Annotated in this window: 22 protein-coding genes and 1 pseudogene; 16 read left to right on the top strand and 7 right to left on the bottom strand. The window is 54.7% G+C overall.

Features of this window, described 5'->3' with window-relative positions; translation table 11 throughout:
• Nucleotides 1-129: 129 nt before the first annotated feature.
• The 3 genes from INT32_RS20000 to INT32_RS19990 all read right to left on the bottom strand — a co-directional run bounded on the left by INT32_RS20000 (nt 130) and on the right by INT32_RS19990 (nt 1,370).
• Nucleotides 130-534 carry a DUF305 domain-containing protein gene (locus INT32_RS20000; protein ID WP_226817309.1) on the bottom strand — a complete coding sequence of 135 codons (405 nt, stop codon included), beginning with the start codon at nt 532-534 and terminating at the stop codon, nt 130-132.
• A gap of 87 nt (nt 535-621) precedes the next feature.
• A complete protein-coding gene (locus tag INT32_RS19995; RefSeq protein ID WP_193090453.1) occupies nt 622-1,038 on the bottom strand; it encodes a DUF411 domain-containing protein in 417 nt (138 codons plus the stop codon).
• Nucleotides 1,039-1,172: 134 nt separating this feature from the next.
• A complete protein-coding gene (locus INT32_RS19990) occupies nt 1,173-1,370 on the bottom strand; it encodes a heavy-metal-associated domain-containing protein (protein WP_193090452.1) in 198 nt (65 codons plus the stop codon).
• Between the two features lie 202 nt (nt 1,371-1,572).
• Between INT32_RS19990 and INT32_RS19985 the strand changes: the two genes are divergently transcribed.
• The 5 genes from INT32_RS19985 (at nt 1,573) to INT32_RS19965 (ending at nt 6,717) form a co-directional block, all read left to right on the top strand.
• A complete protein-coding gene (locus INT32_RS19985; protein WP_193090451.1) occupies nt 1,573-2,409 on the top strand; it encodes a CoA ester lyase in 837 nt (278 codons plus the stop codon).
• 22 nt (nt 2,410-2,431) lie between these two features.
• Entirely contained in the window at nt 2,432-3,439 is a 1,008-nt protein-coding gene (locus tag INT32_RS19980; RefSeq protein WP_193090450.1) for a tripartite tricarboxylate transporter substrate binding protein, read from the top strand.
• A 15-nt stretch (nt 3,440-3,454) separates the two neighbouring features.
• Nucleotides 3,455-4,651: a CaiB/BaiF CoA-transferase family protein gene (locus tag INT32_RS19975; protein WP_193090449.1), complete on the top strand. Its 1,197-nt coding sequence runs from the start codon at nt 3,455-3,457 to the stop codon at nt 4,649-4,651.
• 12 nt (nt 4,652-4,663) lie between these two features.
• A complete protein-coding gene (locus INT32_RS19970; RefSeq protein ID WP_193090448.1) occupies nt 4,664-5,680 on the top strand; it encodes a cyclase family protein in 1,017 nt (338 codons plus the stop codon).
• 65 nt (nt 5,681-5,745) lie between these two features.
• Nucleotides 5,746-6,717 (top strand): tripartite tricarboxylate transporter substrate binding protein, encoded by a 972-nt coding sequence (locus INT32_RS19965; protein ID WP_193090447.1) that lies wholly within the window; start codon nt 5,746-5,748, stop codon nt 6,715-6,717.
• 111 nt (nt 6,718-6,828) lie between these two features.
• Here INT32_RS19965 and INT32_RS19960 read toward each other — a convergent pair whose 3' ends face one another.
• The 3 genes from INT32_RS19960 to INT32_RS19950 all read right to left on the bottom strand — a co-directional run bounded on the left by INT32_RS19960 (nt 6,829) and on the right by INT32_RS19950 (nt 10,634).
• Nucleotides 6,829-7,824 (bottom strand): tripartite tricarboxylate transporter substrate binding protein, encoded by a 996-nt coding sequence (locus INT32_RS19960; RefSeq protein ID WP_226817308.1) that lies wholly within the window; start codon nt 7,822-7,824, stop codon nt 6,829-6,831.
• A gap of 208 nt (nt 7,825-8,032) precedes the next feature.
• The gene (locus INT32_RS19955; RefSeq protein ID WP_193090446.1) at nt 8,033-9,664 is read right to left on the bottom strand and encodes an FAD/NAD(P)-binding protein; all 1,632 of its coding nucleotides are present in this window, start codon (nt 9,662-9,664) and stop codon (nt 8,033-8,035) included.
• A gap of 4 nt (nt 9,665-9,668) precedes the next feature.
• Complete coding sequence (locus INT32_RS19950; protein ID WP_193090445.1) at nt 9,669-10,634, bottom strand: tripartite tricarboxylate transporter substrate binding protein; 966 nt, start codon at nt 10,632-10,634, stop codon at nt 9,669-9,671.
• 162 nt (nt 10,635-10,796) lie between these two features.
• On the opposite strand from INT32_RS19950, the gene INT32_RS19945 reads away from it, so the two are divergent.
• Genes INT32_RS19945 through INT32_RS19920 form a run of 6 tightly spaced genes read left to right on the top strand, consistent with a single transcriptional unit; the run spans nt 10,797 to nt 16,565 of the window.
• Complete coding sequence (locus tag INT32_RS19945) at nt 10,797-11,567, top strand: IclR family transcriptional regulator (RefSeq protein WP_193090444.1); 771 nt, start codon at nt 10,797-10,799, stop codon at nt 11,565-11,567.
• A 27-nt stretch (nt 11,568-11,594) separates the two neighbouring features.
• Nucleotides 11,595-12,758, top strand: coding sequence for a CaiB/BaiF CoA-transferase family protein (locus INT32_RS19940; RefSeq protein ID WP_193090443.1), 1,164 nt, complete (start codon nt 11,595-11,597; stop codon nt 12,756-12,758).
• Entirely contained in the window at nt 12,755-13,483 is a 729-nt protein-coding gene (locus tag INT32_RS19935; protein WP_193090442.1) for an enoyl-CoA hydratase/isomerase family protein, read from the top strand. Before INT32_RS19940 ends, INT32_RS19935 begins: the two co-directional genes overlap by 4 nt.
• 13 nt (nt 13,484-13,496) lie before the next feature.
• The gene (locus INT32_RS19930; protein ID WP_193090441.1) at nt 13,497-14,327 is read left to right on the top strand and encodes a CoA transferase subunit A; all 831 of its coding nucleotides are present in this window, start codon (nt 13,497-13,499) and stop codon (nt 14,325-14,327) included.
• Nucleotides 14,327-15,061: a CoA-transferase subunit beta gene (locus INT32_RS19925; protein ID WP_193090440.1), complete on the top strand. Its 735-nt coding sequence runs from the start codon at nt 14,327-14,329 to the stop codon at nt 15,059-15,061. The genes INT32_RS19930 and INT32_RS19925 overlap by 1 nt, the downstream gene beginning before the upstream one ends.
• 10 nt (nt 15,062-15,071) lie before the next feature.
• Nucleotides 15,072-16,565, top strand: coding sequence for a class I adenylate-forming enzyme family protein (locus tag INT32_RS19920; protein WP_193090439.1), 1,494 nt, complete (start codon nt 15,072-15,074; stop codon nt 16,563-16,565).
• Between the two features lie 699 nt (nt 16,566-17,264).
• Here the strand turns inward: INT32_RS19920 and INT32_RS19915 are convergent.
• On the bottom strand, nt 17,265-17,996 hold the full coding sequence (locus INT32_RS19915) for a GntR family transcriptional regulator (RefSeq protein WP_193090438.1): 732 nt from the start codon (nt 17,994-17,996) through the stop codon (nt 17,265-17,267).
• A gap of 195 nt (nt 17,997-18,191) precedes the next feature.
• Between INT32_RS19915 and INT32_RS19910 the strand changes: the two genes are divergently transcribed.
• From INT32_RS19910 to INT32_RS19890, 5 genes and pseudogenes are all read left to right on the top strand, one after another.
• Complete coding sequence (locus tag INT32_RS19910) at nt 18,192-18,473, top strand: UxaA family hydrolase (RefSeq protein ID WP_193090437.1); 282 nt, start codon at nt 18,192-18,194, stop codon at nt 18,471-18,473.
• Nucleotides 18,474-18,533: 60 nt separating this feature from the next.
• Complete coding sequence (locus tag INT32_RS19905) at nt 18,534-19,709, top strand: UxaA family hydrolase (RefSeq protein WP_193090436.1); 1,176 nt, start codon at nt 18,534-18,536, stop codon at nt 19,707-19,709.
• 63 nt (nt 19,710-19,772) lie between these two features.
• Nucleotides 19,773-20,771, top strand: a complete 999-nt coding sequence (locus INT32_RS19900) for a tripartite tricarboxylate transporter substrate binding protein (protein ID WP_193090435.1) — start codon at nt 19,773-19,775, stop codon at nt 20,769-20,771.
• Between the two features lie 26 nt (nt 20,772-20,797).
• Entirely contained in the window at nt 20,798-21,736 is a 939-nt protein-coding gene (locus INT32_RS19895) for a hydroxyacid dehydrogenase (protein WP_193090434.1), read from the top strand.
• Between the two features lie 447 nt (nt 21,737-22,183).
• Nucleotides 22,184-22,360, top strand: a pseudogene (locus tag INT32_RS19890) (phosphomannomutase/phosphoglucomutase); the annotation flags it as partial.

Raw genomic sequence — 22,360 nt, 5'->3', positions numbered from 1 at the left:
TACTGTTTTAATTATTTAAGCACACAATGCAAGGCACGCGCCGACAATCTATAGATCATACTCCAGGCACCATACGCTGCCGACGCATGCCCTGCCAATACAGCAAAAGGCTGACAGAAGCTGATGGCCTTATTTCTTTTGCTTCTCGTATTGAGCAATCCACTGATCAAACTGGGCGATTTCTTTTTTCTGGGCGGCAATGATCTCTTTGGCCATGGCCTGCAATTGCGGATCCTTGCCTTTGTCCAGTTCCATCTGCGCCATGTCCACCGCGCCCTGATGATGAATCCGCATCATCACGGCGAAATCATAATCGGTATCTCCCGAGGCCTTTACTGAACCCATTTGCTGCTGCATGTTCATCATCGAGGCGTGCATATCCTTGGGCGCTTCGCCGGTATTCATATGCCCATGTCCGCCAGACTGAGCCTGGGCAGCCATCGGCACGGCAAAACCGCTAATTGCAAGGGTTGCGACAAGCAGGCCGCGAAGAGCGAACGTTCGGGAAAAACAGGACAATGGGTGTTGGTGCATGATCATTCCTTCGGAACGGTTAAAAAAATGTTCAACGTATAGACGGCATTGCAAAGCGGCGCATGTGAAAATGCCCTCTTTCAGATGCTAGTCTCGGGAAAACGCTTGTCCGGAAAAATCCACGGTGACCAGATTACCGTCCATGGGTCCCATGCCAGGCGAGTTGGCGGGCATGCCGGGCGCAGCTACACCAGGGATGGACCGGTTGGCAACCAATTTGTCGACCACCGTTGCCGGTACATGCCCTTCAACGATCTGCCCGGTATCGTCGATCACTGCAGTATGGCAGGATTCTAGTGCAGCGGGCACCTTGAGTTTTTGCTTGATTGCAGACATATCTGCGGTCTTGATCGCGTTCACTGTATAGCCGGAATCGCGCATGTGTTGCGCCCAGCCAGTACAACAGCCACAATTGGGATCGTGATACACAGTGACCGATTTTTCCGAGGCGTAAGCGCCCGAGGCTGCGGTCAAAAGCGCCACTGAAAATATGAACGTTTTCATTTAAAAACCCTGCAAAAGTGAATGAGTGTTTGTCTGCCCATGGCCTCAATAAGTTCCCTTTTCAATAAAAATCGATAAAACGCGCGTACATCGCGCGCTTTATCATTCAGATCCCTCGGATAGCCGGCATCCGCCTATACCACCGGTTTGGCAGGATAGCCGGCACTTTCCAGCGCGGCGAGGAACGCTTGCTGGGTACTGGTCGACTGGATGTCTACGCGGTGTTCGCCCACATTGGCGGTGACCGTGGCCGCCGAATCAACGGACTGGACTGCCGCCGTTACCCGGCGCACGCATCCGCCGCAAGTCATATTGTCGATTTGAAATTGCATACGATTAATTCCCATTTGATTAGTTGTTATCAAAGCATAGACATTGCCACAGTGGGAAGGTCAAGCACTATTACAGCCGTCATGGCTTTGGGCCGGATTCTGCCAGCTCAAAAGACATAATTTATATCTTTTTAAGATAAAAATACAGACGTTTTTTCTATCTTTCATCCCTTATTATCTGCGCATATAAAAGGAGGAGAAGATGAAAAGCAAATTATTCGTGCCAGCATCACGACCGGAATTATTCGAAAAAGCCCTCAACAGCCAGGCCGATAGTATTTGCTTTGATCTGGAAGACGCCGTACTGGAGCCGCACAAGGACCAGGCCCGGCAGCAGTTGAACGATTTTCTGCAAACACTGCAACCAGAAACACAGAAAAAGACCATCATCGTGCGCATCAACGATATGGGCACCGCCTGGTTTGACGAAGATTTGCTGGCGTGCATGGTTGATACAGTGGACATGATCAATATCCCAAAAATCGAGTCGTCCGAGCAAATGAAGGATTTTTTCGTGGCTTTCGACAAAGCCACCTGCGCCCTGGACAAACCGCCGGCGATCCTGGTCAACATTGAAACCGCCCTGGCCCTGGTCAATGCGGCAGACATTGCTGCGACAGACAAGCGCATCGCCGGCCTGCAGCTGGGCCTTGGTGATTTGTTTGAACCGCTGGGCATCCATCGCTACGAATCGGCTACGGTACATCATGTCATGGTGAGCTTGCGCCTGGCCGCAGGCAGTGCAGGCGTGTACGCCTATGACAGCGCATATGCCAATATTGGCAATAGTGAAGGCTATCGGCAGGAAGCGCTGTTGGCCAAGTCTGTCGGATTTCTGGGCAAAACTTGTATTCATCCGTCCCAGGTTGCTATTGCAAATGAAGTATTTACGCCAAGCCGGGAAGAAATTGACTGGGCGCGAAAAATTGTCGAGTCGGCAGGCCACTCCAGCCATGGCGCGTATGTCCTTGACGGCCAGATGATCGATGTTCCATTTATCAACAAAGCAAAAATGATTCTGCGCCAGATCGGCGAGTAATCGACAATCCCAGGAGACAAAAGTGAGAAAAAATCCGTTGAACCATACGCTTGTTCTGAGAACAGCCGGCACCGCATTGCTGGCCGCTGTGATGGCGCTGCCGGCGGTCGCCGTCGCCGCCGACCCTGCCACTTTTCCGGGCGATCGGCCCATCACGCTTGTCGTGCCTTATCCACCCGGTGGTTCCAATGACACGTTCGCGCGTGCCGTGGGCATGAAACTGGGCACGCTGCTCAAAACGACAGTTGTGATTGAAAACAAAGGCGGCGCCGGCGGCTCTATCGGCACCATGCAGGTGGCTCGTGCCAAGCCGGACGGCTACACGCTGGCAGCCGTATCCTCCAGCTTTACAACCAATGCCGCGATACAGCCATCGCTGCCCTTCGATCCCATTGGTGATCTGCGCGGCGTGGGCCTGATGGCCGAGGGCCCGTTTATTCTGGCCGTGCGCAAAACGCTCGGATTCACCAAGGTGAGCGACCTGCTTGACTATGCCAAAGCCAATCCCGGCAAACTCAATTATTCATCATCTGGCCCGGGCAGCAGCAACCAGTTTGCGACCGAAATGATGAACTCGCTGGCCAAAATACAGATGACGCATGTTCCATTCAAAGGGATGGGGCCGGCAACAAATGCGCTGATTGGTGACCAGGTGGATGTATTGATCGCCAGCGGCCCGTCGCTGTTGCCGGCAGTAGGTACCGGCAAAGCCACCGCCCTGGGTGTGACCAGTAGTCAGAAAAGCCCGGTGGCGCCTGAGCTGCCCACCATCGCTGCCGACGTACCCAACTACAACTTCAAGATCTGGTGGGGCGTTCTGGCGCCCAAAGGCACGCCCGATGCTATCGTCGCAAAACTGAATGACGCGCTTAAACAGGTCACGTCCGACGAGGAGCTGAAAAAATTCTTTATTAAGGAAGGCGCCGAAGCCGCCTATATGACGCCCACTGATTTTGACAAGGAAATTGGCGACAACATCGCCCTTTGGAAAAAAGTCGCCAGAGACAGCGATATTCACGTACAGAAATAAACACGGATCAGCCTCATGACATCAACAACTTCAGGAAACAATGCATTGCCCCTGGCCGGCATCCAGGTGCTGGATCTTAGCGCCTATATCGCCGGGCCTTACGGTTGCACGCTGCTATCCGACCTGGGCGCGCAGGTGATCAAAATCGAGCCCCCCGAGGGGGATAACTTGCGCAAGTATCCTTCAACGCTACAGGCAGAGAGCCGGGCATTTATCGGCGTAAACCGGGGCAAGCGCGGGATCAGCCTGGATTTGAAGAGCGCCGAAGGCTATGAAATATTCCTGAAACTGCTGCTTGAGGCCGATGTGCTGGTGCATAATTTTCGCCCCACCGTGCCGCCGCGTCTGAAGATCGATTTTCCGACCTTATCACAACTGAATCCAAAGCTGGTCTACTGCGCCATGACCGGTTATGGCTCGAGCGGCCCCATGGCCAACAACGCCGGATATGACCAGGTGCTGCAAGCTATGTCCGGCATTTGCGATTCACAGGGCATGGGCAAAGCCGAGCCGGAAATTGTGTATGGCTCTGTTGTTGATTTCTACGCTAGCGCGATGATCGCCAATAGCGTCAATGCGGCGCTGTTCAAGCGGGAACGCACCGGCCAGGGCTCGTATATGGAAGTCTCGCTGCTGGCCAGCGCGCTGACCATGCAGTCCACGCGCCTGGTCTGGGCAGAAGGCGAGCCCAAAAGCATTGAACGAGATATGCGCTCGGGCGGCATCACCGGCATTCACCCCACAAAGGACGGGTTTATTTACTTGTCGGCCAATACACCGCACTTCTGGGAAGCACTGTGTACATTGCTGGGGCTGCAGGCGCTGGCCACCGACGAACGATACGACACGGTCCGTAAACGCGCCGAGAACGCCAGCATTATCGTGCCCATCATCCGTGACGCCTTGCAGCAACGCAGCGCGCAAGAGTGGGAGGCGCATTTTGGCACCCATGTGCCCTGTGCCATGGTCCGGCCGGTGCACGATATGTTCGAACACCCACAAGTTCAGGCCGAAGGCCTGGTCCGCGAATTTTCACACAGCAAGATCGGCAAGTACAAGAGTATTACCGGTCTGATTAAAATGGATCACGCGGCCTGCGCCACCGAACGGGCGGCGCCCGATTTCGGGGAGCACACGAGCGAGCTGCTCGCCGAATATGGCTATTCCGAGCAGCAAATCAACCAATTCAGACAGCGCGGCATCGTGCGTTAACAGGGAGCCCCCATGACCACAACCGCCCACTGGAAACAGCGCCCGGCAGGAGCAAACTGGGGAGACTTCGGCCCCGACGACCAACTGGGCCGATTGAACTGGATTGACGCCCAGGCGCGTGTGCGCGCGGCCCGTGAAATACAACAAGGGATCAGCTTTGCCTTGAGCCTGCCGCTGGATGTTCCCAGGCAGCCGGTTCTTAATCCACGTCGCGCTGGCCCTGTGATACGTCCGTCAATGAAGAACGGCGTTCCCATTTTCAACTTCCCATTGGGTAACGATACGCCCGGCGCCACCGATGTGGTGAGCGACGATATGGTGACGATGTCGCCGCAGTATTCAACGCAATGGGATGCACTCGGACATGTCTGTTCGTGTTTTGATGCACTGGGGTCAGGCACAGCAGCGCCGGTTGGCTACAACGGCTTTCGCGTTGTTGGCCATCAACACGCTGTCACCGACAAATTCAATGGCGCCGCAGCGCTATCCATTGACCCCATGGCGCAACACGGGATTCAGGGACGCGGCGTACTGATCGATTTGCGCCATCACTTTGGCGACCAAGCGCGACTGGTCAGCTTTGCCGATATCGAAGCGGTCATGAAGGCCGACCGAATTGTGCTGCACAAAGGCGACATCGTATGCTTTCACACCGGCCTTGCCGACATTGCGCTGAACCTAGGTGCCGAGGCCGACCATGAGATTCTGAAAACCAGTTGCTGCGCGTTGGACGGCAACGATCCGAAGTTGCTTGAGTGGATTACGCAATCACAAGTGTCTGCACTTGCCGCTGATAACCATGCAGTGGAAAAACGCAACTACACGCTGAAGAAGAGTCAGGGGCCACTGTTGCCGCTACATGAGCACTGCCTGGTAAAACTGGGCATGCCATTGGGGGAGCTATGGCATCTGTCGCTCCTGGCCAAATGGCTGCGAGAGCACGAGCGCCATGCCTTCTTCCTGACCGCGCCGCCCATCTATCTGCGCGGCATGGTCGGGGCACCGGTCAACCCCGTGGCAACGGTTTAGTGACGGGTCTGACCACACTATGACAACAACACAGCTACATAATCATAATTATCACGGAGGACATCATGCATATGTCATTGAACAAAACCCTTATCTCTTTTACCCTGGGCTGCGGCGTGCTGGCCAGCGGCACAGCCTGGTCTGCCGATTATCCGAGCAAGGCCATCCGCCTGATCGTGCCCTACTCTGCCGGCGGCGGCGCCGACAATGCCGCACGCATTATTGCCAAAGCGCTGGGCGACACCCTGAAGCGACCCATTGTGATAGAGAACAAGGCAGGTGCCAGTGGTTCTATCGGCGCCACGCAGGTTGCACGCGCGCCCGCCGATGGCTACACCCTGCTGTATGATGCGTCGTCATTTTCTATCAACCCGGTGTTGCGCAAACTGCCCTATGATCCGTTGAAGGATTTTATTGCCGTCTCCAAGGTCGTGAGCTCTCCCTATCTGATGGTCGTGCCGGCGAACTCTCCCTATGACAGCGTCAAATCCTATGTCGATGCCGCCAAGGCGTCCCCCGGAAAATTGACGTTTGCCTCGTACGGTATTGGCAGCCCGGTCCACATTGTGGGTGAATTGCTCAAGCAGGAAACCGGCATTGACATCGTGCATGTGCCCTACAAGGGCGGCGCGCCTGCCCTGGTCGATGTCATGGGTGGCGTAGTGGATACCTATTTTGCCAACGCAGCCTCGGCCATATCGTACATCCGTGGCAAGAAACTGAAAGCGCTGGCCACCACGGCCGCCAAACGAAGCCGCGATCTGCCTGAGGTGGCGACCATGACAGAACAAGGCGTAAAAATGGATGTGAGCGAGTGGAATGGCATTTTCGCACCGGCCGGCACGCCCGAGCCGATCATCAGCAAACTGTCCCAGGCCATCGGCACCGCCCTCAAAGACCCTGCAACCATCAAGCAATTGAACAATCTGGGGATGCAGGTTGAAGGCAGCTCACCCGAGGCATTCAAATCGTTTATTGCAAACGAATTGACACGCTGGGACGCCGTAGCCAAAAAGAACAATATCAGGCTCGATTAGATTTCGCTACGCGGCCGACACCGCCATGCTGCCATGAGAAACAAAAAACTGCCGGGATAATCCCGGCAGTCTCGCTTTTACGTAGCGGCAATGCGTGCCGCGATATTCCACTCAATTAATTTTAATATTCGCCTCTTTGGCCAACGTTTTCCAGGCGGGGATTTCCTTTTTCACCACCGCTTCGAGTGCTTCCGGTGTTCCTCCCACAGCAACCGCACCCTGAGCAAGGAAAGCCTGCTGTATGGTTTTATTGCCAGCAGCGTCGGCCAGTACTTTCTGGATTTTGTCGATGATCGGTCGCGGCGTGCCAGCCGGCGCGAACATGGCATACCAGGAGTCCACATTGAAGCCGTCAATGGTTTCAGCCATCGATGGCACATCCGGGACCACTGGCGTGCGCTCGTTCGTGGATACGGCAAGCGCCTTGAGTTTTCCACTGCGGATATATTGAGTCACTGCAGGCAGCGACACCCATAGCAACGGAATCTGCCCGCCCAGCACGTCCACTGTTGCCGGACCGCCGCCGCGATACGGCGCATGGGTCAACTGAACCTGTCCCAGCTTCTTGAATAATTCACCTGCAATATGACTGGGCGAACCGACGCCCGCTGAACCGTAGATCACCGGCTTGTCTGCGGCTTTGGCGTACTCAATGAGTTCCGGAACCGTTGAGGGTTTGAACGAAGGATGTGCCACCAGCACCTGAGGCGCTGATGCAACCATGGACACAGGATCCAGGTCCTTCTCTGTATCAAAGGGCAATTGCGCATAGATGGCAGGATTGATCGTGTGTGACGATAGTGTCAACAGCAGCGTATAGCCATCCGGCGCCGCTTTGGCTACCTGTGCAGTACCGATAGTGCCCCCAGCGCCGCCCTTGTTTTCAATCACCACACTTTGCCCCAGGCCCTGGGTCAGCGGTTCCTGGAGAATGCGAGCCGCAACGTCGACACTGCCGCCGGCAGGGTAGGACACAATCAATCGAATCGGTTTATTGGGGTAATCCTGGTCAGCGGTGGCAGCAACGGCCACCGACGTGCCGCTCAATGCGCAAATGGCACAAATGGCATTAAGCCACTGCACAGTCATTTTTCTCAATAGTGTCATGGCAGTTTCTCTCAATTGGAATATGGTTTATACAGTCAAACAGCAATTTAATAAAATAGCTTTTAGCTCTATTCTTATTGCTGCTGATTTTTCTCATTGATATTCATTTACTGATATTCATTTACTGATATTCATGTACTGATTCTGTTTACTGATTTTTCGTTGGCTGCTTTTTACTTCCTGCTACCTGCAGGCGGTTTATTACTTATTACACTTGTGTAGCAACGTCTGCACTTGTCGGCACGCCTGTCTGTGCCACAACCGGCCGGCATAGCTTGTGCGCAAGGCGTGCTGCTTGCTCATTGGCCAGCCGGGCATTCACATCCATGGAAACCGTCCAGAAATAGGTGCCGCAAGCCAGGCTACCCAGTACAGTAATGTCGTTTGCAATAGTGCCATTCGCGGTAACCAGGCATCCCGTGTCAAAGTCCAGCTCAAAGCCGCCATAGTCGCTCGCGCGCGCCAGGCCGGATTGCATCAATTGCGTAATAAGCGGATCCGAGGACTGGCGTACGTCCTGGGAAAATCCCGTTGCATTGATCACGACGCCACACGCCTGCTGCTGCAGTGCGCCTGCAGCAGCACGACAATGCAACACAAAGCCTTGCCCATTCGCAAGCGGTTCACAAGCCTGAAAGCCACCATGGATATGCAACTGCCCTGCCTCGATCAGGCTTTGCAATTGAAGGGCGTTCTGCACCGGGAACATGGCCCGACGCGACATCCACTGCGAGCGCCAGCACGACTGAAACTGCCGTCTGGCTGGCTGATCCAGATAAAACCACAGCAAATCTATCACTTCATTGGCTGCCGCCAGCACCGCCTGCCATGCACGCGGCCCGCTACACGCGGCGTCCAGCTCACGACTCAGTTGAATCGCCGCATCTGCGCCGCCGCCGGCAATATCACGAATGTCAAAACCAGGGTCAATCGCCAGAATCTGCTCACGCAACATCCCGACCACATCGTCCAGGTCCAGTCGTCCCCCTTTTGCAAGCGCCATCGCATGTACGTCTGCCCGGGATAGCCGGTTTGGCACATGGGTCGGATGAACACTTCGCACTGCAGGCAACACGCCCTGCCGGGAAAAGCAATGAATCTGCCCGCCATGCCCGTGCGCCTTCAGTGCAACAACAGCGTCAATGGCACTCAGATTAGTCCCCAGAACGGCTACGGTGGCGTCGGCGGCAATCGCTTGTGACAAGGCACTGACCGGATAAGGGCTATTCATGAACCCTGCGCACGGCACCAGCGCATCGAACGTGTCGGATGCAAGATTACCGTTACACAGGACCAGTTGATCAACAACATAGCTTGTGCCGGCACTGTCTATCAGTTGAATCTGCGACTGCGCCTTCTGCTTATGCTCGTTCCCCTGCCCTTGCCCGGCTGCATGGCGGGAAACAGCCACTACAGCATCCCGCACCACCCGCACCTGTATGCCGAGCGCTGCAGCCTGTGCAACAATGCGATCGAACTGCTCATGAACATATCGACCAAACAGCGGACGCGGATAAAACGCGGCAGGATCAATATCGCTTATGGCATACGATTGCAAAAACGCTTCGGGCTGCGCCGCCAGCCATTGCACAAAGTGAGAACGGTGCTTGTCGTACAGCGACATATTGCCCGCCGGCACATTGAGCAGATTGGTATTCAAATCATGCTGGTAGGCGGTGCCATGCCCGATTTTTTCGGATGGTTCAAACAGCGTAATGTGACAACCGGGTACATTGTTTGCACTGTTCGCACTGGCTTCAAGATGTGCAACCAGCTGCGCCAAAAATGAAATACCGACCGATCCACCGCCGACGATGCCTAACCGGCAAATTGCGTCCATGATGTCATTCAACTTTGGCGCGGGTGGCAACGTCGGACCACTTCGTTACTTCGTCCAGCAGCAGTTGCTCTGTTTGCTGCGGCGTGGTGGCATAGGCTTTGGCTCCCGAAGCAATCAACTTGTCCTGCACTTCTTTTTGGGCAGCCACGGCCTGCATTGCCTCGGACATTTTCTGCACAATGTCTTTCGGTGTGCCGGCCGGCGCCAGCAATCCGTAGTTGGTTGTCAGCACATAATCCTTGACGTTGAGTTCTTTCAATGTTGGCACATCCGGGATAGTCGGCACGCGATCGGCGGTCGTGACTGCAAGGAATTTGATTTTGCCGCTATTGATCTGCGGATAGAGCGTGGTCAGGGTATCGATCACCATGTCAATCTGTCCACCCAGCAAGTCTGTCACTGCAGGACCGCTACCTTTGTATGGCACATGCAATAGCTTGGTGCCTGTTGCCAGTTGAAATTTTTCAGCTGCCATATGCTGGGATGATCCCACTCCGGCAGAACCATACGTTATCTTGCCCGGCGTTTGCTTTATCTTGTTCACCAGTTCTTCCAGCGTATTGACTTCCAAGCCGTTGCGCACAGCAACCACCAGTGGGACGGCCGTGCCAAACGAAACGCCTTCGAAGGCATCGGGAAATTTATAGGTTTTGGGCTTGGACGGCAATACCGAATTGATTGCATGACTGCCGATAGCGCCAAAAAGCATGGTATAGCCATCGGGCGCTGCCCGGGATACGGCTTCGGCGCCAATTTCTCCGCCCGCGCCGGCACGATTTTCCACCACCACCGTGGTGCCCAAAAGCTTGGGCAGATATTGCGCATATATCCTGGCCGAAAAGTCTGTTGCCCCCCCCGGTGGATACGGCACCACCAGCGTGATCGGCTTGGTCGGCCAGTCTGCCGCAAGTGCCAGCGTACTGGAGAAGATCAGGCACAGCGCCCCGCTTGTCTTCAAAAACCATTTCATTGTCTCGCTCCTTTTTTATTAAATCCCAACATTTAGAATTTGAATTCTATTTCTTGTATAAAAAATAGAATCGCATATAATAAAAATGCGGTCAACGAATTAATGGTTCTATGTTTAGAATTTTAAAATATAGGATTTTTAGTATCAATATTTGAGATTTATATGGACAAAACCTTGCTGAAGGGTCTGCGGCTGTTTGAAATCATTTGCGCTCAGGAAGATCAGCCCAATACGATTGATGACCTTGCGGAGGCATCAGGCCTGACCAAAAGCAACACCCACCGTACCCTGCAGACACTGATCGCAGCTGGCTACGTGGAAAAAAGCAGTCATTCGGGCGGCTACAAGCCCACCTTGAAGGTTTTCGAACTGGCGGCGCAACGGCTCGCCCGCCTTGACGTGCGCAAGATCGCGACGCCACTGATGCGCCGCGTCGCGCTACAAACGCAGGAAACCGTACACCTTTCCGTACTGGACCAGCTCGATGTCATTTACATCGACAAAATCGACAGTCCCAATCCGGTGCGCGCCTATTCCATTATTGGCGGTCGCGCGCCCGCCTATGCGGTGGCGACCGGCAAAACTATGCTGGCCTTCCAGAATGATGAATATCTCAACCGTCATTCAGCCGATCTGATCCGACATACCGAAAACACCATCACCTCGCTGGCGGCGCTCAAAGACGAGCTGGCCAACATCGCACGCATTGGTTACGCCATCAACAGGGGCGAGTGGCGCGGCAATGTCGGCGGGATCGCCGCGCCAATCTTTGACGGACACAACAAGGTCGTTGCCGCCCTGGGCATCTCGGGGCCCCTGGAAAGACTGACCATTGAAAACATGAAGCGCTGGTCGCCGCTGGTGCTGGATGCCGCCCGCGACATTTCCCGGGAGTCGGGATACCGGCGTGGTTATTTTGGCGAATCAAACTAATTCAAACCATTCTGTGAGCAACTAAACATGAAGCAAGAAACCACGCTGCAAGGCGTAAAAGTCATCGAGATCTGCAACGTTGCTGCGGGCCCGTTCTGCAGTATGCTGCTGGCCGATATGGGCGCGGACGTGATCAAGATCGAACATCCGGATGGGGGAGACACGCTTAGAAGCTGGCCTCCCATCAGCGATGGATACAGCGAGAATTTCGCTTCGCTGAACCGGAACAAAAAATCGGTCACGCTTAACCTGAAGAACCCCGCCGACGTGCAGGCCGCCCGACAGCTCATGCGCTCAGCCGATATCGTACTGGAAAACAATCGTCCGGGCGTGATGGACCGGCTCGGCCTGGGCTATGCCGATATCAGGCAGTTGAATCCGCAAATCGTGTACTGTTCCATTTCCGCCTACGGCCAGAGTGGTCCGCGCAGCCAGGAAGGCGGGTTCGACCTGACCGTACAGGCCATGAGCGGCCTGATGAGCGTGACCGGCGAAGCCGATGGGCCACCAGTCAAGTGCGGTGTGCCGGTGTGTGATTTTTCTGCCGGGCTGTACGCTGCCTTTTCCATCGTGTCTGCCCTGCGAATGGCCGAACGCAACGGGGAAGGCACCCATATTGATATTTCCATGCTGGGCGCAACACTGGGCATCGCAGCGTTACAGACATCCGAGTACTTCGGCAGCGGCGACAATCCGCGCAAGCTGGGCTCGGCACATCCGCGCAACGCCCCCTATCAGGTCTTTCGCTGCAAGCAGGGATACTTCGGCATGGCCGCCGGCAACAACTCCCTGTGGAAATCAGTATGCCAGGTGGTCGGACGCCCCGAACTGTTTGAGGATGAAAGATTTACCAGCACATCGCTACGCGCGCAACACCAGCAGGCGCTACTGGAAATCATGGAATCCATTTTCGCATCTGAAGATGCGCGATACTGGCTTGAACAGTTCCGCGCGGCCGGCGTGCCCTGCGCGCCAATCAATCAATACTCGGATGTGCTTGCAGATGAACAGGTGACGCATATGGACTGGGTGCAAAATATTCCCCTGCCCAATGGGCTGAACGCCAGAACCTTTGCCTCGCCAATCCGCTTTGACGGACATACAAGCCGGATCGCCGTCGGTCCACCGGCGCTGGGTGAACATAATGATGAAATTTTGTCGAACATTGCAACGCAGGGAGAAAACGCGTGAGCGAGCCATTGATTATTGAACGCGGCGAACAGTCGTGGACTTTCACCCTGAACCGGCCCGAGAAAATGAACGCCCTGTCGCCTGCCCTGGTACAGGCACTCACAGATGGCATACAACAGGCCCATCAGAAGAATATTTCACTTTTGATATTCAGGGGTAATGGCAAGAACTTCTGCGCCGGGTTCGATTTTACCGATCTGGAAACGGCAAGCGAGGGCGATCTGCTGCAACGAATCGTGCAGATCGAAATCATGCTGGATCTGCTGGCTACCTCGCCTGCCATGACACTGGCCTTATGCCACGGACGCAATTTTGGCGCCGGCGCCGATATTATCGCGTCATGCAAACGTCGCGTCGCCGCTAGCGGCACCACATTTCGCTTTCCCGGCATCAAGTTCGGCCTTATTCTGGGTACGCGCCGCTTCCAGAATATAGTCGGCACCCAGAATGCGCTGGATATCCTGTCTAGCACACGCACCTTCGATGCCAGCGAAGCCCTGAACATCGGCTTCATGCAAGCATTGCAGGACCAGCCCGAGTGGCCCGACGTGATTGAACAGGCTCAGGCCAACAACGCCATTTTGTCCGATATCACCCGCCGTAATATGTACCAGGTCCTGTACGCCAATGCGGAATCGGACCAGAACCTGGCCGCCCTGGTGCGCTCTGCGGCGGCGCCCGGCCTTAAGGACCGGATCCGGTCCTACCTGAAACCCAATCAATAATCTGGAGACCATCATGACATCAGGATTTAATCAGGCTGATAAATGCGTATCGCTGCAGGACTTGGTCAGTCGCGTTCCCAATGGCGCCTCGCTGGCGCTGGGTGGCAGCTTTCTGCATCGCGGCCCCTTTTCGTTTGTGCGTGAACTTATTCGGCAAAACAAGCAGGACCTGGAGATTATCAAACAGTCTCCCGGCTATGACATTGATATTTTGTGCCGCACCGGAACTGCCACCAAAGCGCGCGCCGGCATTGTGGCCATGGAGGGCAACTTCGGTCTGGCCCAGTATTATCGCAAGGCCGTCGAGCAGCAACGGCTGGTACTCGAAGAGCACGCCTGCGCAACGCTGACGGCGGGTTTGCGCGCCTCCGCCTTCGGCATTCCGTTTCAACCCTGCGGTGGCATCGAAGGCAGCGAGCTGGTCCAACTGAACAACTGGGTGAAAATTGCCGATCCCTATGGTTCCGAAAAAGAGGTGTGGGTGATTCCGGCAATACAGCCGGATTATGCCGTGATACACGCCAATGAAGTGGACCGCAAGGGAAACGTGCGCGTGCTGGGCACCTATCACTGGGACCGCATCATGTCGCGTTCGGCCAAAAGCGTGCTGGTCGTTGCCGAGAAAATGGTGGAGGACACCGTCTTTACAGACAATCCGGAAACCACGCTCATTCCATATTTCATGGTCGAAGCTTTCAGCATTGTTCCAAACGGCGCCTGGCCTGGTTCATGCTGGCCTGATTACGAAATAGATTATCCGGCAGTGCAGGCCTATCTGGATCCGGACCAGGCCGCCTTCAACCAGCACATGGATGCCGCACCCGAATTACAGGAACACGCATAATGCAAAACAACTGGTCGCCTTTCTCCTACATCGTTACCAATCTGGCCCGCTTTATCCGCCCCAACGAAATCACGTTCAGCGGCGTCAATTCCACCATGCCCATGCTGGCCTGCCTGATGGCAAAAAAAGCCTATGAGTGGGATTTCATTTACATAAACGTCGCTGGCGGCGTGGACCCGACGCCTTCGATGATCCCCTTATCCAGTTCCGATCCGGTGCTGGCACAGCAATCGGCCTCCATCTTTGCCAATGAAGATTTCTATGACCTGTGCACCCGCGGCAAAATGGATCTGACATATCTTGGCGCAGCCCAGATCGATGGCGAAGGCAACGCCAACAACTCGGTCATTGGCGACTGGCATTCGCCCAAGGTTCGCTTACCCGGCGGTGGTGGCGGCGCCGTCATGTTGCCCACAGCCAGGCGTGCCTGCACCTGGCGCACCGAGCACTCGACGCGCACCTTTGTGGAAAAACTGGATTTTCGTACGTCTTGGGGCGGCTTTCATGGCGTGGTTACCCCCATCGCCGTCTTCATAAAAAAAAACCAGCGACTGGCGCTACAGTCATTCCATCCGGAATCATCCATTGACGAAGTGGTGAGTCGAACCGGATTTACTTTTGACCACACCGATGCCAAACCCACCGCAGCACCAACAGAGGCGGAAATCGCGGCATTGCAGTCGCTCGACCCAAACGGGCAATTCGAAAAAGACGCCGCGGTCACGCTGCGCTAGGAGACCACTGATGGGGCCAACCTCAACCATTCTGAATGACTGGCAATCAATCTGGCGCACTGCCTCGATTGAAAACCGCATTGCCTTACAAGACGCCAGTACACAAATCCGCTACGGTCAACTGTACACATTGGTATCGCAACTGGCCGCACGCCTGCGGGCCGTGGGCATGGGCGAACAAATGCGCGTTGCCATCAATATGGAACGCGGACTGGACGCCGTGATAACGCTGCTGGCGGTGATGGTTGCGGGCGCCTGTCCCTGCCCGCTGGAGCCCGGATTGAGCCCGACAGAACGGACGCTGCGCCTGCAAAGCGGCGGGCTCACCTGGCTGCTCTCGGACGATCCGGTGCGCGATGCAGGTACAGATGATATTCGCGTCATAAACCCATTGACCCTGGCCGATGCGCGCCCATACTGGCCAACCAGCGTGTCGCCATTGAGCCCCGCGCTCATGCTGTTTACATCGGGCAGTACCGGCAAACCCAAAGGCGTATTGGAAAGCCATCGTGGCGTGCTGAACAACGCCCGCGGCATAATCGCAATGACCGAACTGTCGGCAGATGACACACTGCTGCATGTCATGCCCATTTATCACACCAATGGACTGAACAATCAGCTATTTAGCCCACTGGCTGTTGGCGCCTGCATTTATTTTGCACCGCGTTTTTCTGCCCAAGCCATGCCGCAACTGATGGCAACTGTGGGCCCGACCATCATTACCGGCGTGCCCACCATGTATTCACGCATGCTGGCACACCCCTTGCCAGCTGAGGCTGTCCGAAACTTGCGACTGGCCCGCTGCGGCTCTGCCCCTATCACAACTGAATTACACAAGAAAATCGAAAGTTATCTCGGGCAGCCGCTGGTGATTTCCTATGGCCTGTCCGAGGCGACGTGCACCTCTACCATGAACCCGCCGACACAACGGAAAGTCGGCTCTATCGGCAAGCCGCTAAGCGGCCAGGATATCTTCCTGCTTTCAACAAATGGTGAACGCATTACTGCAGCCCATACCAATGGCGAGATCTGTATAGATGGCGATAGCCTGATGCTGGGTTATGTAGGCGTGTCTGCACCAGGCCAGCTGGACCCGCAGGTCGGGCCGCTACGCACCGGCGATATCGGCTACGCTGACAAAGACGGCTTTTTGTACATCACAGGCCGCATCAAGGATGTCATTATTCGTGGCGGAGAAAATATTTCACCATCACAGATAGAGCATGTGATTGCCATGCATACAGACGTCGCCAATTGCTGCGTGATCGGCCAGCCCGATGAAGACCTGGGCGAAGTGCCTGTGGCCTTCATTACCGCAAGAAACAGCGACATCAACATCGACGAGGTGCATGCCCTGCTCAAAACACACCTGGCCAGAATCTATCAGCCTGCCGCTATTTTTGTACTTGATGCCCTTCCGGAAAATGCTGTCGGAAAAGTGGACCGCAAGGCGCTTGCAAAACAGCTGGTACAACGAACGCAGGCGACAGTCAGCTCATCGTAAGTTCATGCGCGCACTCGCGTGCAACCAAGCCTGTTTATCGGACATCCGAAGACATCAATGGTTGTGCTTCTCGCGTTGCAAACAAGACCAGACCAGAACAAATGCGCTTATTCAGCAAGCGCTTATGGTTTATTACTTATCACTTACCAGCACCTGCGCTCAATTAGCTGGCACGTACTTACCGTCTGAACTTGTGTGCGCTTCAGGACAAAAAATACCCTGGCTCTTGTGAGCCAGGGCGCAAAAGTACGATGGATAGGTGAATATCATTCGTACGGGGGGTATTCTATATAAAACATTGTCTATTGCCACCGTCTTGAAACACCTATTTTGTATTTTTTGTAAAAAAAAACGATGAAAGCCCGATATATACACCGTACGTTATGTTTTGACATGAGTACTTACGATCACAGCGCACTTTGCACTGTTTACTGGCATGGTGTCGAACATAGAGCCCATGCACGCGTCATTCAAGTCGCAGCGTTATTTTTATTTTCTGGTTGAACAAACGGCCACGACAATCTGATACCCCTTGAGGAAATTTCACTTGTGTTCGCACTGAATGCATTGCCTGACCCCGAGTGAAGCACACGCTTATGATTCAGTCTTTCACTGGGGACAACACGATCCACGAGATTGGAGGTCTGACTACTGCCTTCGCCCACTACGCAACAAGAGCAACAACAACCCGGTGTCCGGTCAGTCTTTGGCGATGTACTCGTATTTGGCAGTATTGACGCGCGTCTGGCGCCACTCCACGGGACGATCCTGATAGGTATAGGCGGTGCGGTCAATCAAGAGCAACGGTGTAGCTTCGGCCACAGCCAGCCAGCCCGCCACCGCACTGTCGGCCTGGCAAACACTCAGCTTTTCGCGGGTATCGACAATATTGATGCCAAAATTGTTCTGATAAAAGTTATAGAGCGTACTTGAACGCTCGTGCAGGCTCTGCTCATTCAATGTAGCAAAAAGAATTTCCGGCACCTGGATTTCGTCAACCATGACCAGATCATTGTTCAGACTCAGCAGATTAAAAAAATGGAACACGTTGGCATCTTTGGGCAATTGCAAGCGCTCGCTGGCCTCGCGCGTCGCTTTCCTGCGACGAAATTTCAGCAAGCGCGTCGTTGGATACGCCTTGAAACCATCTCGGCGCTGGATCCGGAAAAATTTGAAAAAATGCTGATCGCTCTCGTGCGTGGCAACGAACGTGCCGCGTCCCTGATGGCGAATCAGAATATGTTCGCTGACCAGTTCATCGACCGCCTTGCGCAACGTACCAATAGACACACCGAATTTTTCGGCCAGCTGATTCTCTGGCGGGATGGCCTGGCCGCGAACCCACTCGCCACTTGCGAGCGCTGCCAGCAGCGACTGCTTGACTGCAAAATAAAGGGGCGTACCCGGTAAAAAGAAATCTTTGTTGTTCATAGGTGGCAGATTTTAAATGACTTGCAGCAATGATGCCATGGCTTGCGCCCCTGGCGCCAGCGGAAATCGCTTATGATGGTTTTTCACACAATTCATATAGATGATCTAGTTGACTTGGATGAATATTGCAACTATCATGCATTCAATCTGCTATGAAATGAAACACATCCAAATTGTCAATCAAAGGAGAAAACGATGATCCATGCCGTACTGCATGATTCAAAGGACACCGTTGCCGTTGCCGTCGTCGAAGGAATTACGGCCGGAATGGAGCTAAGCTGTTGGAATATGGAAGAAGACAAAATCATTACTGTCAAAGCCACCCAGGACATTCCCATTGGCCACAAGGTCGCCCTGGTGAACATGAAAGATGGCGACACCGTCTTCAAATACAGTGTCGATATCGGCAAAGTGGTTGCGCCCATCAGCGCCGGCGACCACGCCCATGTGCACAACATCAAAACCAAGCGCTGGTAAGCACTGCGAACACACTGCCACAACCGCTATCGACAGACATTCAGAGCAAGGATTTTCCTCATGGCCATTATTGATTCAAACACCACATTCCGCGGCTACAGAAGAGACAACGGGCGCGTAGGCATACGCAATCACGTTGTGATTCTGCCTGTAGACGATATTTCAAATGCAGCAGTTGAAGCTGTTGCCAACAACATCAAGGGCACTATCGGCATTCCCCACCCTTACGGACGCCTGCAATTTGGCGCCGACCTTGACCTGCACTTTCGCACGCTGATCGGCACGGGATGCAATCCCAACGTCGCCGCCGTAGTCGTGATCGGTATTGAAGAAGGCTGGACCAAAAAAGTAGTCGACGCCATCGCCCAAACCGGCAAACCGGTAGCGGGCTTTTCCATCGAACTGCACGGCGATCACGACACCATTATGCGCGCGTCTAAAAAAGCCAAGGAATTCGTGCATTACGCAACGGCGATTGAGCGTGTTGAATGCCCCATTTCCGATCTGTGGGTCTCGACCAAATGTGGCGAATCCGATACCACATCGGGCTGCGGCGCCAACCCAACCGTGGGCGATGCCTTTGATAAACTGTATGCCACGGGCAATACACTTGTGTTTGGCGAAACCTCTGAGCTGACCGGTGGTGAACAGATTGTGGCGGCCCGCTGCGCCAACGACAAAGTGCGCGAAGACTTCATGTTCATGTTCAATCGCTATCAGGACATGATCAATCGCTGGAAAACGTCTGATCTGTCCGAATCGCAGCCCACCAAAGGCAATATTGCCGGTGGCCTGACGACGATTGAAGAAAAAGCGCTGGGCAATATCCAGAAGATCGGCAAAAAATGCATGGTGGACGGCGTGCTCGACAAGGCAGAAGTGCCCACAGGCAAAGGACTTTGGTTCATGGATTCGTCTTCGGCCGCTGCCGAAATGGTCACGCTTTGCGCTGCCTCTGGCTATGCCGTGCACTTTTTCCCCACCGGCCAGGGCAATGTGATCGGCAATCCGATCCTGCCGGTTATCAAGATCTGCGCCAATCCTCGTACTGTCAGAACCATGTCGGAACACGTCGATGTGGATACGTCCGGCCTGCTGCAGCGTGAAATCAATCTGGACCAGGCAGGAGACAAACTGCTTGAATGCATGCTGGCCACCGCCAACGGTCGCTGGACATCTGCCGAAGCACTGGGCCATCGCGAATTTGTCCTGACCCGACTGTTCGAGAGCGCCTGAACCCTGGCGGCCGGTATAAAAAACCAGGCCGGCCGCCACTCACAATCGTGGAGGAGACACCCCATGAAACATCGTCACACCGCAACAAAACGCAGCATACTCAAATTCGGACTGTTGTCATTGTTCTGTGCAGGCACCACGATTGTGGCCCCGGCGGCGCAGGCTGAGTTCAAGCCCGAGCAATATATTACCTATATAGTTCCATTCGCCCCCGGCGGGCTAACCGACGTGGCCGCACGCATGGTTGCCAAGGGCGTAGGCGATAAAACCGGGTGGAATATCGTGGTCAACAACAAGGCCGGCGCCAACGGCAACCTGGGACCCGCGGAAGCAGCCCGTGCCAAACCGGATGGCAACACCTGGCTGGCCATTACCATGACCCATGCAGTCAATAAAACGCTGTTCGGACAAAAGGCCGGCTACGACATAGAAAAAGACTTTGTTCCGGTCGCCAAAATCGCCTCTTCGGCCATCATGGTTGTCGTGCCACAGAACAGCCCCATCAAATCCCTGCAGGACCTGATCGACGCCGCCAAGAAGAAAACGCTGAACGTGGGCAGCAGCGGCACCGGTACACCACCTCATATTGCTGCTGCCCTATTCCAGGAACTGACCAAAACCAAAATGACGCATATCCCATATAAGGGAGGTGCGCCGTCCATGGTGGATCTGATCGGTGGACAGATTGATGTGGTCTTCTCCAATTATCCGGAATCGCTGGCCTATGTACAACAAGGCAAGTTGCGGGCGCTGGCCATTACATCTGAAAAACGTGCAGTCGCCGTGCCGGATGTGCCCACAACGGCAGAAGCCGGTTTGCCCAAGCTGATGGTCGACAACTTCACTGGCCTGATGGCGCCCAAAGGCACCGATCCGGCCCTGGTCAAGGAGATCAGCGACAAGGTCACCGCCGCCGTTGGAGAAAAGGCCATGGGTGAGCAACTGATCAAGCTCGGATTCGTTCCCGACCCGATGGGACCAGACCAGTTCAAAACCTATCTACATGACCAGATCGAGAAACTGGCCAAAACCATCAAAGACGCCAACATCAAAGTCAACTGAATCATACCTGGAATCTGACATTTAACATGACCAACACCATTGTCATCTCTGAATTTATGGATGAACCGGCAGTAGATCGCCTGCGCCAGATTGCGCAAGTGGACTATCGACCGGAACTTGTCGATAACCAGGAAGCACTGTTTCAGGGCCTGGCCAATGCCAATGCCCTGATCGTGCGCAATCGCACACAGGTTAATGCCCAATTGCTGGCGCACGCCCCCAACCTGCGGGTCGTGGGCCGGCTGGGCGTCGGCCTGGACAATATCGATATGGACCTGTGCGAAAACAAAGGCATTATCGTTTACCCAGCCGTCGGCGCCAACGCTCAGGCGGTTGCCGAATACGTGATTGCGACTACATTCGTGTTGCTACGGGGCGCTTACCTGGCCAGCACCCAGGTTCTAGAAGGGAAATGGCCACGCCCGCAGCTCAGTAATGGCCTGGAGGTAGCAGGCCGTACACTGGGCCTGGTGGGATTCGGCGGCATAGGCAGGCTCACTGCCAGGCTGGCAAGCGCACTGGGCATGAAGATTGCAGCATACGATCCCATGATCAGCTCAGACAGCCCCATCTGGGCGGAAACTGGTGCAATGCAAATGTCATTGGACGAACTGCTGCAACACAGCGATGTTGTAAGCCTGCACACCCCTTTGACAAAGGATACCCGCCATCTGATCAATGCCAGCCGCATTGCGAAAATGAAAGCGCAAGCCATTCTGATCAATACCTCGCGCGGCGGGATTGTAGATGAACAGGCGTTGGTAGCCGCCCTGCAGACCGGTAAACTGCGCGGCGCAGCGCTGGATGTCTTTGAGGACGAACCGGTGAAGGCGGAAAACCGCCTGCCTGATATGCCCAACCTGATATTGACGCCGCATATTGCCGGCCTGACGCAAGAAGCCAACGAGCGGGTATCGGGGGTGATTGCGGAGAAGGTAATGGGGTATTTGAACGGACTTACTTGATGTGTCCAACGCCTTGGGTTCATCAGACCCATCGCTGAGCCTGTTTGATCAAAGTGTTAACCCCATGCTCCTTCGGACGAGTTTCACAGGAGCACTCTTTCCTGGCCAGTACCAGGATAGCCAAAGCACTGCGCGCCACCGTTCCCCGATAGCATGAGCACGCAACTTGGTACTTGTTGGCAAATATCCGACAGCTTTTGTCTATAACGAATAAGGTCGGCTCTTTGGTCGCCCTTATTCTGCGCGCATGACATACCGCAATGCCACCGTTACTTGCATACTTCTGCTCCGTTCTCACGTGATCCATAACATGGGACCGACGGACACAATATCAACGATCCATCTTGCAAGAAACGTATAATACAACCCACATTTTACCGAAATTCGTGGCTGTTGCCCGCCGCTTGCATGAAGCGACGGCTGCAACAGCCTTTACAAGGACAATCCATGACCCCAGCGCTTCCCCAATCCGTATTCAAGGCTTATGACATTCGTGGTGTTGTGCCTGAACAGCTCAATGCTTCGTTTGCCTACCTGCTGGGTCGCGCGCTGGCCCGGCGTGCCCGCGCCTGCGGCACGGATCGGATCGTGGTCGGCTTCGACGGTCGCCTGTCCAGCCCGGAT

The organism is Advenella sp. FME57 (assembly GCF_014897675.1).
GTDB lineage: Bacteria > Pseudomonadota > Gammaproteobacteria > Burkholderiales > Burkholderiaceae_B > Advenella.
Note: the sequence above shows the minus strand (reverse complement) of the source record. Positions and strands in the feature narration are given on the sequence as shown.